A 16,462-nucleotide genomic window follows, 5' to 3' on the forward strand; every position below is an offset into this window, starting at 1 on the left:
GTCCGTCGTTAACTGGAGCAACTCATGGAATTCTTAATGGATCCCTCTATTTGGGTCGGCTTGTTGACGCTGGTCGTCCTCGAGATTGTGCTTGGTATCGACAACCTGGTATTTATCGCCATCCTTGCAGATAAACTGCCGCCAAAGCAGCGTGATAAAGCACGTCTGATTGGCCTGTCGCTGGCGCTGTTCATGCGTCTGGGGCTGCTGTCGGTTATTTCGTGGATGGTGACCTTAACCAAACCGCTGTTCAGCATCGCTGATTTTTCCTTCTCCGGGCGCGATCTTATTATGCTGCTGGGGGGGATATTCCTGCTGTTCAAGGCGACGACCGAGCTGCACGAGCGGCTGGAAAACCGCCAGCACGATGCCGGTCATGGGAAAGGTTACGCCAGCTTCTGGGTGGTGGTGCTGCAGATCGTCGTGCTTGATGCCGTGTTCTCGCTGGATGCCGTGATTACCGCCGTGGGCATGGTGAACCACCTCCCGGTAATGATGGCGGCGGTGGTGATTGCGATGGCCGTGATGCTGCTGGCCTCGAAGCCGTTGACCCGCTTCGTGAACCAGCATCCGACGGTGGTGGTGCTGTGCCTTAGCTTCCTGCTGATGATTGGCCTGAGCCTGGTGGCTGAAGGCTTTGGTTTCCATATACCGAAAGGCTACCTGTACGCCGCGATTGGCTTCTCGATAACCATCGAGTTCTTCAACCAGGTGGCGCGCCGTAACTTTATCCGCCATCAGTCGACGCTGCCGCTGCGCGCGCGAACCGCCGATGCGATCCTGCGCCTGATGGGCAGCCGCAAGCAGAATCAGGTCACGCACGATGGCGACATGCCTTCTGCGGTACCGGTGCCGGAAGGCGAGTTTGCCGAAGAGGAGCGCTACATGATTAACGGCGTGCTGACGCTTGCCCAGCGCTCGCTGCGCGGCATCATGACGCCGCGCGGTGAAATCAGCTGGGTTGACGCTGAGCAGAGCGAAGATGAGATTCGCCGCCAGCTGCTCTCTTCCCCGCACAGCCTGTTCCCGGTGTGCCGGGGCGAGCTGGATGAGATCATCGGCATCGTTCGTGCCAAAGAGATGCTGGTGGCCCTGGAGGCCGGTGAGAACGTGGCGGCGCTCGCTTCGGCGTCGCCGGCGATTGTGGTTCCGGAAACCCTGGACCCGATCAATCTGCTGGGCGTCCTGCGCAGGGCCCGCGGCAGCTTCGTCATTGTCACCAACGAGTTCGGCGTGGTGCAGGGGCTGGTGACGCCGCTGGACGTGCTGGAGGCGATTGCCGGCGAGTTCCCGGACGCCGATGAGACGCCGGAGATTGTTGCCGATGGCGACGGTTGGCTGATCAAGGGCTCGACCGATCTCCACGCGCTGCAGCAGACGCTGGGGCTGGATGATATCGTCAACGAAGAAGAGGATATTGCGACGGTTGCCGGGCTGGTTATCGCCGTCAACGGCCATATCCCGCGCACCGGCGACGTCGTTGAGCTGGCGCCGCTGCAGTTCACTATCGTTGAGGCTAACAACTATCGCGTTGATCTGGTCCGCGTCGTCAAAACGCGCCACGAGCACGACGAAGAAGAGTAATCCCGCCGACCTGCCGGTCTCCGCAAGGGGCCGGCAGGCTATTTACAATCCTTTTCCCTCACCGTTGCCAGGTTGTGCATCGCCAGCCATTGCGGGAATTCGTTTATCGGCATCGGCCGGGCGTAGCGAAACCCCTGCAGGATATCGACGCCGTGGTCACGCAGATACTCCGCCTGCTCCAGCGTTTCAACGCCTTCCGCGATAGTGACAATTTCCAGGCGATGCGCAAGGGCAATAATCATATCCGTTACCGTCGAATTTACGCTGTCGATGCCGATAGCGCTGGTGAAGGACTTATCAATTTTTAAGATATCGGGGCGCAGTTTCTTCAGCCATGACAGCGAGCTGTTGCCGGTACCGAAATCATCGATTGCCAGCTGCACGCCTTTGTAATGCAGGTGTTCGGCCATATGACGATCGCCATCCTGCAGCACGTCGCGTTCCGTCAGCTCCACCACCAGCTGCTGGATGGGATGGGCGCTAAACCAGTAGTGATGCAGATCGCGCAGCAGCTCGCCGTTAGCAAAGTGGCGGGCGGCGACGTTGATCGAAATATGGAAATTTTTGTCCTGGGGGAAGAACTTGAGCTGGCGCGCGGTTTCCGCGATCACGTAGCGGGTGAGGGGAACGATAAGATTGTAGCCCTCGGCAATGGGAATAAAAACGTCGGGGGAAATTTTGCCGCGACGCGGATTGTTCCAGCGCAGCAGGATCTCGACTCCGCAGCACCTTTGGCTGCGCGCATCCTCCAGCGGCTGGCACCAAAGCTCGAACTCGCGAGAAGCGATCCCGAGGCTGATTTCACGGGAGAAGCTGAGCCTGCCGGCGGTGATTAGCCAGGCAATGCCGGTCATCAACAGCGTGAGGAGCAGCGCCAGCGGCAGCTCGGCGGGCAGGTAGTTGAGGGCGATGGCCGAGGCGCCCGGGCCGCTGACGTTGATGGCAAAGGGAAACTGCGAAGAGCTCTGGCGATAGATAATGCGCTCGCCGGGAATGGCGTCGCGGTCCACCAGACCAAGGCCGTTAATAAAGCTTTTGCCCCCCACCTGCAGCCCAATACCGGTAATCAGCGGTGATTTCGCGTTGAGAATTAACTCCCCCAGCAGCTCAATGTTAATCATCAGCATGACGCCGTCGGCGCCGCTGAGAGATACCGGATACCAGCGAATTAATACCGGCGAGCCGACCAGAAGCGACCCGTCGGTGGAGAAGGCCAGAAGAGGGCGATTGCTCGGCAGCATGGGCTGCCGTTGATGAAGGTTAATATTACGTTCGCCATAAATACTGGAGCAGTAAAGAATATCGGATTTCACCAGCGCAATGGTGCGCACCGTCTGCAGCGTGGCCGCCAGCTTGCGTAGAGGCAGGTGAATATCCCGGCACGGCTGGCCGACGAAATTGAGCAGCGAGGTGTGGTGGCTCTCAAGCGGGAGAAGAATTTTATCCATGGCCAGCACCATCTGGCCGGTGACCATCTGGATCCGCTGCTGATTTAGGCTACGCTGCGAAATAAATCGGATAACCAGCGTGGTTGTTAGCGTTAATAGCGCAACAACCAAACAGACGACAATACGTTTGCGGCGGTATGTCGTGATGACCTTATGTGCAGTCTGCATGCGCGACACCCTGTCGACTCTGAGTACCGGTCAGAATAACAATCGTCAGACAGTAAGTGTAGTGGGTGTAAATGAATAGCAGAAGAAAAATGCGCCGGTTAGGGCGCATTTCATTTGCAATGGTTTAGTCACACTGTACTTTGATGGCCAGACCGCCGCGGGAGGTCTCGCGATATTTGGCGTTCATGTCCTTGCCGGTTTCGTACATCGTCTCGATAACTTTATCGAGGGAGACACGCGGTTCGCTGGTGCGGCGCATCGCCATTCGCGCGGCGTTAATCGCTTTAACCGATGCGATAGCGTTGCGTTCGATGCACGGCACCTGGACCTGGCCGGCGACGGGATCGCAGGTCAGGCCAAGATTGTGCTCCATGCCGATCTCTGCCGCCACGCACACCTGCTCCGGGCTGGCGCCGAGCAGCTCTGCAAGACCGGCGGCGGCCATCGAGCACGCCACGCCAACCTCGCCCTGACAGCCCACTTCCGCGCCTGAAATAGAAGCATTCATCTTGTACAGCGCGCCCACGGCGCCGGACGTCATAAAGTAGCGAATGTAGATATCAGGGCTGACCGATTCAATAAAGTGGTCGTAGTAGGCCAGTACCGCGGGCACAATCCCGCAGGCGCCGTTGGTCGGGGCCGTAACCACGCGGCCGCCGGCGGCGTTCTCTTCGTTGACGGCGAGGGCAAACATGTTCACCCAGTCAATGACGTTCATCGGGTCGCTGGAGAGCTTATCGCTGGCGACCAGCAGGCGGCGCAGCGCAGAGGCGCGACGCGGTACGCGCAGCGGCCCTGGCAGTACCCCTTCGGTATTCATGCCGCGATCGATACAGGCGCGCATGGTCTGCCAGACGTTGGCAAAATAGTCTTCGATCTCTTTTTTGTCGTGCAGCGCCAGCTCGTTCTGCATCACCATTCCGGAGAGCGACAATCCGGTCTCTTTGCAGTAGCCCAGCATCTCCTGCGCCGATTTAAACGGGTAAGGTACGCTGAGCTCGCCCGCATTTTCTTTGCCGAAATGCTCTTCGTCGACGATAAAACCGCCGCCGATGGAGTAGTAAGTTTTGCTGTAGATTTCTTTGTCACCGGCCCAGGCATGAATCGTCATCCCGTTCTCGTGCAGCGGCAGGTTGTCGCTGCGAAAACGCATACCGTCATCCTGCGGGAAATCGACTTCCTGCTGCCCTTGCGCCAGCAGCAGGCGTCCGCGCGCTTCTACGTCGCGAATAAATGCCGGAATCGCGTCAATGTCGACCGTATCGGGCTGGTTGCCCGCCAGTCCCATGATAATGGCGATGTCCGTGTGGTGGCCTTTGCCGGTTAATGACAGCGAGCCGTAGACGTCAACCGCCACGCGCGTCACGTCATTAAGTAGTCCCTTTTCGACCAGGTCATCGACGAACTGTTTACCGGCCTTCATCGGCCCTACAGTATGGGAAGATGAGGGACCAATCCCCACCTTGAACATGTCGAATATACTAATCACCATAACACTCCAGTACAGGGTTGCCGCGGCTGCGGCAACGATGTGATAACTGCGCATAGTGTAAGAGGGAACCGTAGCATCAGTTTAACTATTCACATGAATTAAACTAATGGATAACCATCAATTTACTAATGTTGAGAGCGCCGTCATATTTAAGTATATACCCTAAATAACGGGCCCGGCGGGGGAGCCGCAAGAGGGGGACGCAAAGGGCGGTGCGGGGGAGTTCGGCGAGCGAACGCAGCCGGAAGGAGGGCTGCACAAAGTCGATTGAGGCGTCAGGGCCTGACGCCGATTTGCAGGGCCAGCTCGCGGATAATCCCCGCGGTCATTCCCCAGACAAAATAATGCTGATACCACGAAAGCCAGACCCGATGCGAGTTCCCGCGGCGATGGACATCCAGCGGATGATAACGGCCCAGGCGTAGCGCTTCGGCCAGCGGCATTTCAAAGACCGCCGCCACCTCATCCTGGCTGGCGTGATAGCGCAGGTTTGGCGGAATGATCCCCACCACCGGGGTTACCTGAAAGCCGGTCACGCTATCCACCGGCGGCAGAACGCCGATGATTTCCACCTGTTCAGGGGGAATGGCCACCTCCTCCTGCGCCTCGCGGAGCGCGGCGGCAATCAGCGACGCGTCGCTGTTATCGACCGCACCGCCCGGGAAGGCCACCTGGCCGGCGTGCTTACGCATCCGCGGCGAGCGCTGGGTAAGCAGCAGCCCCGGCTGCGGGCGACGGACAATCGGTACCAGCACCGCGGCCTGGCGCTGATTGAGGGCGCCTTGCGAAGGCTGTGGGCGCAGTAATTGAAAGCGCGAAAGAAAGTCGTCCAGCTCAAGGGCGCTATCCGCCATATCTTAACTCTCCAGTTGGTGCAAAATGCGGTTAACTTTATCAAACGTTTCCTGGTATTCAGCGTCTTCTTCGCTATCCGCGACAATCCCGCCGCCCGCAGAGCAGTATAGCTGCCCCTGCCACGCCGTCAGCGTGCGGATCGTAATGCTGGTGTCCATATTGCCGCACAGGCTGAGATAGCCGATGCTGCCGCACCACGCGTTGCGCCGCTGCGGCTCCAGTTCGTCGATAATTTGCATCGCGCGCACCTTGGGGGCGCCGGTAATGGAGCCGCCGGGAAACGCCGCGCGCAGCAGGTCGCTGGCGTGAAGATGGGCCGGTAGCCTGGCGGTAATGGTGCTGACCAGATGGTGGACCGCCGGGAACGGCTCAACGACGAAAAGCTCGGGTACGCGAACGCTGCCGGGCTCGGCAACCCGGCCAATGTCGTTGCGCATCAAATCGACGATCATCAAATTTTCAGCGCGATCCTTCGGCGAGTTAGCCAGCCTTTCTGCCTGGCAGGCGTCCTGCTGCGGATCGGCCAGCCGCGGTAGGGTGCCTTTAATCGGCCGGGTCTGGATTTCACCCTGATGCAGCCGGATAAAACGCTCCGGGGAGAGGCTCAGCACCGCGCCGTCTTCGAGGCGAATAAAGGCGCTGAACGGGGCTCTGTTAGCGCGGTTAAGCTGGCAAAATGCCTGCCACTCGTCGCCCTGATAGCAGCTCTGGAAGCGCTGGGCCAGGTTGACCTGGTAACAGTCACCGCTCTGCAGCCACGCCTGCACCTGGCGAAATTTCTCGCCGTACTGCTCGCGGCTCATGTTAGAGCGCCAGGCCGAGGTCAGGCTAAAAGGGGCCGCCGCTGTGGCAGCTTGTGCCCTCAGCCAGCGCAGGCGCGCGTGGGGATCGTCGTAGCTCAGCAGAGAGACTTCACGCTGCTGGTGATCGACGATCAGCGCCCAGTCGTAAATACCGACCGCCATATCCGGCAGGGCAATATCCGCGTCGGCATGAGACGGCAGCTTTTCGAATCGGCGCCCCAGATCGTAGCCGAACAGCCCCAGCGCGCCGCCAAGGAAAGGCAGGTGCGGATGGGCCTGCGGCGCGAGTCCGCACAGCGCCAGCTGCTGCGCCACTATTGTTAGCGGATCGTCAGACGAAGTCGTCAACGTTTGGCCGTCATTCACCGTGGTGATCCCGCCGCGGGTCGTCAGCGTTGCGCGCGGCTCGGCCACGATAATATCAAAACGGTTGTGCGGATGATCGGCAAAGCCTGAGTGCAGCAGCATCGCCCAGGGCGCTGCGCTTATTGGCGCAAAGTAGCGCTCGGCGGCATCCGGATGCCAGGGCAGGGTAATAATAGCGGGGGACAACATCTTCCTCGATCCTGATCTTTCCCGTCCATTAGTGTATAAGAGGACGGCGTGAAATAATTACGCCCCACAATGTAGCAGGAGTCAGGTATGTTTGCAGGTTTACCTTCGCTGAGCCACGAGCAGCAGCAAAAAGCAGTAGAGCGTATCCAGGAGCTGATGTCGCAGGGGATGAGCAGCGGTGAGGCGATTCGCCTGGTGGCCAACGAACTGCGCGCCTCGCATACCGGGGACCGGATCGTAGCGCGCTTCGAAGATGAAGATGACGATGAGTAAGTAGATAGCGTCTTTGATATATCAGCAGGGGAGCCCGTTCCCTGACAGTCCCCCCTTCAGGCCGACGATTACCGGCGAAAAACGTTAAACGCGCCCTCCGTTACCGGAAGGCGGCGGGTCAAATAATCACATCTGGCAGCAGGCCGGGATCTTCATGCAGCGTCACGTGGGCCACGCGCTCACCACGCCAGAAGCTCAACTGAGTACCGATGGGCGTGTGATGTACGCTCACTTCGGTCAGCGGTGACGTTTTCGCCAGATCCCAAACACAACAAAAACGCGTCTGCGGCAGATGGTTGCGTAATACCAGATAGCTGAGGTCGCCGATCGCCGGATTATCGGGAGCCAGCCCTTGCCACAGTTCACCGTCACCGGCAAGCCACAGGGCAAAGGTGTCGTTATCGCGGGCAAAGTGGCGCGGCTGACAGCCGTGAAGCGGCGTCACGGTTGAATCCCGCATATCACGCAGCGGCCCTCTGAGCGAAAAGGGTTGCGGCATGCCGCTTTGGTCGAGCGCCTTCGCGGCCAGATGCAGCGTCCAGTCGAGCTGCTGACGATGCGGGTTTTCCACCGTTGACAGGTCAATCAGCACATCGTCCAGCCACAACAGGCGACGGCGAAAGCGCACTTCGCGCCACGCCTCAACGTCCCATTCTACCCGCGTATGGCTATTAAGCGTTGGTGGCGGCTTCTTCCAGTTAACTTCTGCGTCTATCCAGTGATAATCATCGCCCATATGCCAGCCTAAGACCTCGGTGTTGGCAGGCGGCTGATTGGTCTGGTTGACGGACAGCGTGTTGTGGGTGGCGCTGTTTTTGTAATAATCGTAGTGCATTTTCGCACCGTAGCCCGTGGTACCGAGATCCGGGAGTAACCAGCCGTTGCGTTGCCACAGCATCAGACTCAGCCGATCGTAGTGATCGTGCTCGCCGCCCCAGGGGCTGTGTTTGATTAACACCGCCAGCTGCTGCTGCGGGTGTCGCCACAGCGTCAGCCCGGCGCCCGGAGCAAAGATCGAGTGTTGCGGGATCGGATTGATTGCGGTTTCAGGCAGCGCCCGGTCGCGCCACAGCAGCGTCTCCCGCCAATCCGCTTCATCTTCAGTCAACTGCAGGACCGACGCGTAGAGCGGGTCATGCCAGATAAACCAGGCAAATTCGTACAGATCGCGGTGATACAGCTTCTCTTGTCCGGCGAGGCAATCGTTCAGTCGTGGGAAGGTACCGTCAGGGAGCAAAAGCGAGAGTGGGAAACTGAGCATTCGTGGATACCACGGGCCATCAAGCAGGCTCCAGTGGGTGCCACGCGCCAGCTTCTCAAAGGCAAAGAACCCCTGCAGCGCGTAGTAGTGGTAGTGAATTGAACCTTCAAACCATAAACCTTCAGTCAGTAATCCATGCTCGAGCTGCCAGCGCAGGCCGTAGGGCTGATTTACGGCAAAATCCAGCAGGCTCTCATCTTCCAGCACAAACCCCAGCACCCCGAGCGCCGCGCTGATTTTCACTTCATGGTTATGGATTTGTGGGCTTCGATGCGCGCGCAGAAACGTGGCAGCGCAGCGCAGCAGGATCTCGCCAATGTGCTGCTGCTCACCGGGCGGTAAGCTGTCGCGAATAAAGTCATATCCTAGCGCCATATCCAGAATGCAGTTGGCTTCGCACAGCGTCTGGGCATTCATTTTGCCAGGACCATTGTGCGGGATATCGCCATGGACTTTATAGTCGGGATAAACATCCGCATAGCCCATTAGCAGCGTGCGGACTTTATCGCGGTACGATGTTTCCCCGGTCAGACGCCAGAGCAGCCCCAACTGCTGGCAGGCGCTGGCGTTGCGACCGTTCATTTCACGCCACCATGCGCCGTCCCAGGGCTCGCCGCTGAATGTTTCGCCATCCACCGGGCAAGCGTGCTGGTGGGGAGAGTCCGCCTGCCACGTCAGCCGCACCCCATGGTGCGGACAAAAGTAATAAAGATTCCAGCTGGCTATCCCGGTTTGCGGGATGCGAACGGCGGCTTCAAGTATCGGTTGTGCATCCTTCACGAGCTGTTCAATCTGCTCGACATTACCGGCTGCACGTCTGGCAATGTCGGGCCATAGCCCAGAAAATTGTTTCATTATTGGTTATCCCTGACCTCGGTTGACGCAGGAAGTGGGGCGATGAGCGTGGTGATATCGTCAGGATATTTCACTCTCAGCCAGCGCGCTTTTTCGCTAAATAGCGGATTGTTCGGCCATGCGTGGGCGGCGCTCGCAATGTTGCGTAGCGCTTTTTTATCGTCCATTTTGTCAAGGTCTTTCCACAGCCACGGCGTGCCGCTGTTAATAAAGCCAGCCACATATTGATAGCCTTTTTGCAGGCTATGGTCGTCGAGGGTAAAGTTCCAGATATCGACACCGGCTTTTTCGCCCAGACGTCCCAGACGGTTATAGGCTTCGAGGTTGAAGTTGCTGTAGTGCCACGGACGGGGGCGCTCAAGCTCAGCCATCTGACGGCCTTGCATATCAAACTGCCCGGCGATACGGCGCAATTGAGTGATGTACAGGTGCTTTTTCGCTTCTTCGATTTTGCCGCTGAACAGCGCATAGGTGGCGGCCTGCATGTCAAAATAAGTGCCGTGATTGTTGTGCCAGTTCTCTTCTTCAAAGCCGTTCTGGCTGGTAGTCATCCAGTGATAAAACTCGCCGAACCACTGTTTAAGCGCCGTCACGTCCGTTTCACTCAGCGCGCTGGATGATTGCAGCAGGGCGATGGCATCAACCACCTCAACCAGCGCCCGGCTATCGATAATGCCAATGCCACGTCCGGTATTAATCCCGGGGATGGCCTGCGCGTATTGCAGGTTCGGGGTCATGCGGGTATTGGCGTCGAGGAACCAGCTTTTAATCTGTTGAACGGCCTTCTGCGCGTAGCGTTCATCCTGAGAGAAATACCATGCCAGCGCCAGCGTCGAGACATCGTTGCTCATTTTCACCAGCCGATTTTTATCAGTGGCATTACTGTTTGCGTCCGGGTTAGTTTGCCCATCTTTGCGGATGTACGGCAGACCGTCTTTGGTCTCCGGGTTTGGCCACCAGTACGGCGGAAAGCTGTAGTAATCGTGCTTATTGCCGCTGGCGGCGACCAGCGTTTTATCCATCACTGAAAGCAGCGGATGTTTAAGCGCCAGATCCGCCTTGTTGAACAGCGCGCTTGCGGCCTGGACGAACAGCGGGTCTTTAGCCGCTATCTGCTGGCGGCTATAGGCTAAATCTTTACCGCCAAGGGTGTAGGGTTCAGCGGCATACAGGGATACAGTGACGCTACAACAGAGAAGCGTAATGCCTAATATTCCTCGGTGAGGTATTGAATACATAGTGATAACCCTTCTTCAAATATGAGAAAAGATAACAAGAGAATGATGCCTGTTGCGTATTTCCATAACGCAAAAGGCAGGCGAATTAATTAAGAAATAATGTCTTGATGAATAGCATGGCGTGCAGTGTAAAAGACAAAGTGATTTTTTTTGTGATATTCATCATAATTATTGCGGCGAATGAATAATGACTCATTTAATGCTGTGTAGCTCACGGTTTTCGACGTTTTTAAATTTTTATTGATAAGTTTAAAAAAATGACTAAGTTGATAAATTATTGATTTTTAATGATTAAGTTTTTATGTCACTTTTTTTGTCACTCTTTTGTGTGATCTGATTCAACTTTTTAGTTTTTGAAATGCAATTTCTTTTTTGTGTGGTTGTATTGAGAAATACATTTCTATTTAATGTTTGGAAATACTTTTTTATGCATGTTGAATTAATGCCTCAATGTTAATCGCGCTCACAGAAAAACAGCTGTTGCGAATTTAATTACCGTTGTGCCCTACAATAAAGGATATGCAATCATGTCTGCGAATAAATTACGTTCATTATTACTTGTTACCGCTCTGGGTGTTGGCGTCGGGCAAAGCTACGCCGCCACGACCCTTAACGTGTGGATCCGTGCAAGCAATGACTCCAAAAATATCTATAAACAAGAGGCTGAAAAGTTCGAAGAGAATACCGGCATTAAAATTGAGTATTTCAACGCCACGACTGATTTTGAACAGCGCCTGGCGAGGGCGACGGCGGGCAACGCCTTACCGGACCTGATTTTTAACGACGCGGCATCGCTGGGACAGTTTATTCAACTGGGTATTGCGGAAGAAATCGACCCCTCAGGCATTCAGGGTGGCGACCAGCTGTATCAGACCGCCTGGAACAGTACCCGCTATATCGACGGCAAATACTATGGCGTTCCAACATCCGCGCAAACCTTCGCGCTATTTGTGCGCAAGGACTGGCGCGAGAAATTAGGCCTGCCGCAGCCGAAAAGTTGGGATGATATTCAAACGCTGGCCAAAGCCTTTACCACTCAGGACCCGGACGGGAACGGCAAAAACGACACTTACGGTTTTGTCGTTCCGGCGTCCACGACCCGTGGCTATGCCAGCTGGTTTATGAGCAGCTTTATCTGGCAGGCGGGCGGTGATTTTGTCAAAGAGAATAACGGCAAGTTCAGCGCCTCGCTGCAAACCCCGCAAGTCGCGCAGGCGTTGACGTTTATGCGCACCATGATGTGTGAAAAGGTCACCCAGCCGGGGGCGATTAACGCCACCACCGCCGACGTTATCCCATCCTTCCGTTCCGGGCAAAGCGGCATGTTCTTTAGCGGCCCGTACCACATCGCGCTGTTTGATAAAGACCCGGGCAAAGACAACTTTGAGGTCTTGCCGGTAGTGGGGCCAAAAGGGGAAGCCACTCTGGCTGAAGGGACCTCCGTCTTTATGATGAAGAGCAGCAAGCAAAAAGAGGCGGCGCGTAAATTTATCGAATTTATGATTTCGACCGAAGGCCAGGAAATTGGCATGGGTAAAGGCAGCAAGCACATTCCGGTGGTGCGCCTGCCGGTAAATAAAAATGTCGATGTCAAAGCAGTCTACCAGGACCCGCGCTGGGAAACCTTCGCCCGGCTCTACAACGAGCAGGGCCGTTACGTACCGCAAATTCCGAACTGGACGCCGGTTCGTCAGGTGGCTGCCGATGGCTTTAACCGTATTTTCGCCGATTGCAACAGCGATATTGCCGCTGAGCTGAAAGCGATAGATGGCAAGGTCGACGCTGAGTTGCAAAAGCAAAATGTGCTGGCTAAGTGAGGGAGTAAGTTATGACGCTGCATGAGACGAAGTCTTCGCCGCTAAAGCAAGCCGCTTCGCCTGACGCCACCGGATGGTTGACGCCAAAGCGCAAGCGGGCGCTGATTCCGTGGCTGTTTTTAGCCCCGGCGCTGATTATTTTTAGCTGGTTTAAGTTCATCCCGATGATTCAGGGGCTGGTGATGAGCTTTTACAAGGTTAACTTTAATCAGCCGGACGAGTGGGTGGGATTGGCGAACTTTACCCGCGCTTTCGCCGACGTTGAACTACATGCGGCAGTGGTGAATACCCTGCTGTACGTGGTGGTGACCATGTTTGCCGCCGCAATCCTGGCGTTTTTCCTCGCCATGCTGCTTGAAGGGCCAGCGCGTCACCTGCGATTTATTCGCACCGCCATCTTTTTACCGGCAGTGACCAGCGCGGCAATTGTCGCCGAAATGTGGCGCATCCTGTTTAACCCTACGCCAAACGGGGCGGTAAACCACATTCTGAGCTGGTTTGGCGTAGCCGATCAGGGTTTCCTTGCCAGCTCCGATCAGGCGCTGGGGGTTATCATGTTGCTACATATCTGGAAAGCAGTGCCCTACAACATGGTGATTTTTATTGCCGGGCTGGCGGGTATCAGCCGCGATCTGTACGACGCCTCGAACGTTGACGGCGCAAACTGGTGGAACCGCCTGCGTTACGTCACCTTGCCCGGAATGATCCCGGCGCTGTCGGTGGTGCTCATGCTCTCCTTTATTCGTGGTTTCCGTGTCTTTGCGGAAGTGTACGCTACCACTGGCGGCGGGCCCTCTAACGCCACGGAAATGGTCATGACCCACATCTATAAACTGGGTTTTGAGCAGTTCGACTATGGCTACGCCTCAGCGGTGTCATTCCTGCTGTTCACCTTTACAGTGATCTTAACCATCTGTCATTTAACGCTAAAAAAACGTATCGCACGTTACTAAGGAGCCGTGATGTTAAGTCAACGTTGGGATACCGCAGGGCGCTGGTGCATTTACGCGCTGTTGTTGATTGTTTTTGTCGGGCCGTTCTGGGGCATCGTCGCTACCGCGTTCAGCGGCGCGCCGGTCAAGCCGGGCGAACTGTTGGCCTGGCCGAATCAGTTCTCCTTCGAAAACTTTATCTTCGCCTGGATGGATATCGGCGTCTGGCAGTACCTGCTGAACTCAGTGCTGGTGGTATTCTTCGGCACAGTTTTGCAGGTCTCGGTGAGCGCGCTGGCGGCCTACGCGCTGGCACGCAAAAAGTTTCGCGGCGTGGCGCTGGTCAGCCTGGTGATTTTGTCCACCATGATGCTGCCGGAAGAGGTTATCGCCATTCCGCTGTACATGATTATTAACTGGCGGCTGCCGTTTATCGATGCGTCGCTCTACAACAGCTACCTCGGGATGATTCTGCCGGTGGTGGGCTGGGCATTCTCCATCTTTGTGCTGACCGAGTTTATGTCGGCCATCCCGAAAGAGCTGGAAGAGGCGGCACGCATCGACGGCGCTAACGAATGGCAAATCTTCTTCCATGTGATCCTCCCGCTGGTGAAACCGGCGCTCGGCACGGTAGTGACCTTTGGCTTCATCATGATTTGGGACCAGTACCTGCTGCCGCTGATTGTGGTCAACCAGGACAGCCTGAACACCATTCCGGTGATCCTCGGTACGCTGCGTACCGATGAGAGCATCACACCGAACATTTTTATCGCCATTACGCTACTGGCGATGCTGCCAAGCATCATCGTCTATCTGGGTCTGCAAAAACATTTCAATCGCGGGATTATGTCCGGCGCGGTCAAAGGATAAGGAGTTACCAATGGGATCTGTTGTATTGAATCGCGTGCGGAAGTCTTATGGTGATGCGCACGTCATTAAAGACGTGTCGCTGACTATCCCGGACGGTGAGTTCTGCGTCCTTGTCGGGCCAAGTGGCTGCGGCAAATCGACGCTGCTGCGCATGATTGCCGGGCTGGAAGAGATATCCGCTGGTGAAGTGCATATTAATGAACGCAACGTCACCGAGGTGGAACCGAAGCGGCGTGATATCGCGATGGTGTTTCAGAGCTACGCGCTGTATCCGCAGATGACGGTGCGCGAAAACATGGGCTTTGCGCTGAAAATGGCGCGGTTGCCGAAGGCGGAAATCAACCAGAAGGTTAACGATGCGGCGGCGCTGTTGGGGCTGGAACCGCTGCTTGAGCGTTTGCCAAAAGATCTCTCCGGCGGTCAACGTCAACGTGTGGCGATGGGACGCGCCATTGTACGTAAGCCGCAGGTATTCTTGTTTGATGAACCGTTATCAAACCTCGATGCCAAGCTGCGTACCCAGGTGCGCGGTGAAATCCGCGAGCTGCATCGTCGGTTGAAAACCACCTCGGTATACGTGACGCACGACCAGATTGAAGCCATGACCATGGGGCAAATGATCGTCGTGCTGCGCGACGGGCGAATCGAGCAGGCGGGCACCCCGCTGGCGCTGTACGACCAGCCGGCGAACCTGTTTGTCGCCGGTTTTATCGGCTCACCGGAAATCAACCAGCTGAAGGGCGAAGTGGTGCTTAACGGCAACATCACCACTCTGCGTCTGAAGGACGGTTCGCTGCTGGCGCTGCCTGCGGGATCGCGGGTGCAAAACGGGCAGCAGGTGGTCTACGCTATTCGCCCGGAGCAGGTCAACGTGGTGCACGAAGCTCGTGACGACGCGCTGGCGGCAAAGGTCACGGCGGTGGAGAATACCGGCTCGGATATGCAACTGTTCTGCGATACTGGCGGCGGGGCATTCACTTCGGTGTTCAAACAGCGTCTGGCGGTCAAGGAGGGCGATAATATCTGGCTGCAGCCGAAGCTTTCCGGCGTGCATCTGTTTGATGCGCAAAGCGGCCTGCGCATCGCCTGCGCGGAGGATGAATAAGGTGGCGATGAAGCTGTACACCCTTGATGAAAGCTGTCTTGAGAATGCCCGCGCGGGACTAAAGCAGCCATTTTCTCCACTCCAGCAGGCGCTCGGGAAACTGGTGACGGAAGCGGACTTGCTGCGCCGCGAGCCGCCGGAAAGTGTGGTGCATAAAAAACTGCGTCCGGCGAGCGGCGACGCCCATGATTATTACAGTCTTGGTACCTACTGGTGGCCTAATCCGCGGCGGCCCAACGGGCTGCCCTATATTCGCCGCGACGGGCACATCAATCCGCAGTGCGAAAATAACGACACCGACACCACGCGCATTATCCGTATGTGCGAACGTTGCCTGACGCTGGGGCTGGCTTGGTACTTCACCGGCCAGCGACAGTACGCGCAGGCCGCCGCGCAGCAGATCCGCTGCTGGTTTCTTGATGCGGATACGCGGATGAACCCGCATCTGAACTACGGTCAGGCGATCCCGGGGATTGTCTCCGGTCGCGGTACCGGGCTTATCGACACGCGCCTGCTGTGGATGGTGGTTGACACCATCGGACTGATTAATGCGGCAAGCGTGCTGGATACGGATGATATCATCGGCCTGCACCAGTGGTTCCGCGACTTCAACCATTGGATGTATTACAGCGAAATAGGCCATTCTGAGTATGTCTGGCACAACAACCACGGCACCTGGTATGACGCCCAGCGCGCGGTGAACGCGCTGTTCTATGGCGATAAAGGCCTGGTGGCGCGGATTATCGAGCAGGGCATTACCCAACGGATGGCGGCGCAAATCGACCAGGACGGCAAGCAGACGATGGAACTGGAGCGCACCATTCCGTTTCACTATTCGCTGTTTAACCTGGAAGCGCATCTGCTGCTTAACCGCTACGCTGAACACGTTGAGTTTGATCGCTGGAATACCTTCCGCGACGGGCGAGGGGTGAAGCAGGGGATTGATTATCTGGTGCCGTTTATCCGTGAGCCGGATCTGTGGCCGTATAGCGACTTGCAGGGAATTGTTTGGGATAGTGCGCTAAGAGTGTTATTGCAGTCGGCGCGGGGATATCCACAGCAGTTGGCAACCTATCGCGAAGCCCTGAAGTGCTTGCCTCAGGAGACGTTACCGTTAAAAGAGCAGTTGATGTGGTGCCCGGCCTGATAGGGCGGGCACCTTTCCGGGCGAGGCGCTTGCACCGACCCCGGAAAGGCTCAGCGTAA

General features: G+C 56.6%; 13 protein-coding genes. 7 read left to right on the forward strand and 6 right to left on the reverse strand.

Translation table 11 applies throughout. The annotated features are described in order from the left end of the window. Positions 1-24: 24 nt before the first annotated feature. On the forward strand, positions 25-1,584 hold the full coding sequence (gene yoaE / locus GVK32_RS12570) for a CNNM family cation transport protein YoaE (RefSeq protein ID WP_123709089.1): 1,560 nt from the start codon (positions 25-27) through the stop codon (positions 1,582-1,584). A 38-nt stretch (positions 1,585-1,622) separates the two neighbouring features. On the opposite strand, the gene GVK32_RS12575 is transcribed toward yoaE, so the two are convergent. From GVK32_RS12575 to pabB, 4 genes are all read right to left on the reverse strand, one after another. Then, entirely contained in the window at positions 1,623-3,200 is a 1,578-nt protein-coding gene (locus GVK32_RS12575) for a cyclic diguanylate phosphodiesterase (protein ID WP_159868086.1), read from the reverse strand. A 124-nt stretch (positions 3,201-3,324) separates the two neighbouring features. Continuing rightward, the gene (gene sdaA / locus GVK32_RS12580; protein WP_159868355.1) at positions 3,325-4,689 is read right to left on the reverse strand and encodes an L-serine ammonia-lyase; all 1,365 of its coding nucleotides are present in this window, start codon (positions 4,687-4,689) and stop codon (positions 3,325-3,327) included. A gap of 278 nt (positions 4,690-4,967) precedes the next feature. Then, positions 4,968-5,546 (reverse strand): CoA pyrophosphatase, encoded by a 579-nt coding sequence (locus GVK32_RS12585; RefSeq protein WP_159868089.1) that lies wholly within the window; start codon positions 5,544-5,546, stop codon positions 4,968-4,970. A gap of 3 nt (positions 5,547-5,549) precedes the next feature. Next, on the reverse strand, positions 5,550-6,905 hold the full coding sequence (gene pabB / locus GVK32_RS12590) for an aminodeoxychorismate synthase component 1 (RefSeq protein WP_159868092.1): 1,356 nt from the start codon (positions 6,903-6,905) through the stop codon (positions 5,550-5,552). Between the two features lie 87 nt (positions 6,906-6,992). On the opposite strand from pabB, the gene GVK32_RS12595 reads away from it, so the two are divergent. Further along, positions 6,993-7,178, forward strand: coding sequence for a YoaH family protein (locus GVK32_RS12595; RefSeq protein ID WP_159868095.1), 186 nt, complete (start codon positions 6,993-6,995; stop codon positions 7,176-7,178). 118 nt (positions 7,179-7,296) lie between these two features. On the opposite strand, the gene GVK32_RS12600 is transcribed toward GVK32_RS12595, so the two are convergent. After that, positions 7,297-9,294, reverse strand: a complete 1,998-nt coding sequence (locus tag GVK32_RS12600; protein WP_159868098.1) for a heparinase II/III family protein — start codon at positions 9,292-9,294, stop codon at positions 7,297-7,299. After that, a complete protein-coding gene (locus GVK32_RS12605; protein WP_159868101.1) occupies positions 9,294-10,532 on the reverse strand; it encodes an alginate lyase family protein in 1,239 nt (412 codons plus the stop codon). The genes GVK32_RS12600 and GVK32_RS12605 overlap by 1 nt, the downstream gene beginning before the upstream one ends. Positions 10,533-11,059: 527 nt before the next feature. Here GVK32_RS12605 and GVK32_RS12610 point away from each other — a divergent pair. From GVK32_RS12610 to GVK32_RS12630, 5 genes are read left to right on the forward strand one after another with little or no spacing between them, the layout of a single operon-like run. Then, entirely contained in the window at positions 11,060-12,349 is a 1,290-nt protein-coding gene (locus GVK32_RS12610; RefSeq protein ID WP_159868104.1) for a sugar ABC transporter substrate-binding protein, read from the forward strand. Between the two features lie 11 nt (positions 12,350-12,360). Beyond that, complete coding sequence (locus GVK32_RS12615) at positions 12,361-13,302, forward strand: carbohydrate ABC transporter permease (RefSeq protein WP_227697845.1); 942 nt, start codon at positions 12,361-12,363, stop codon at positions 13,300-13,302. A gap of 9 nt (positions 13,303-13,311) precedes the next feature. Next, entirely contained in the window at positions 13,312-14,151 is an 840-nt protein-coding gene (locus tag GVK32_RS12620) for a carbohydrate ABC transporter permease (protein WP_159868107.1), read from the forward strand. Positions 14,152-14,161: 10 nt separating this feature from the next. Continuing rightward, positions 14,162-15,256 (forward strand): ABC transporter ATP-binding protein, encoded by a 1,095-nt coding sequence (locus GVK32_RS12625; RefSeq protein ID WP_159868110.1) that lies wholly within the window; start codon positions 14,162-14,164, stop codon positions 15,254-15,256. Positions 15,257-15,263: 7 nt separating this feature from the next. Then, positions 15,264-16,403, forward strand: a complete 1,140-nt coding sequence (locus tag GVK32_RS12630; protein ID WP_159868361.1) for an alginate lyase family protein — start codon at positions 15,264-15,266, stop codon at positions 16,401-16,403. Positions 16,404-16,462 lie beyond the last annotated feature (59 nt).

Origin of the sequence: Klebsiella sp. 18074, from assembly GCF_902705905.1 — a bacterium.
Taxonomy (GTDB): domain Bacteria; phylum Pseudomonadota; class Gammaproteobacteria; order Enterobacterales; family Enterobacteriaceae; genus Klebsiella; species Klebsiella terrigena.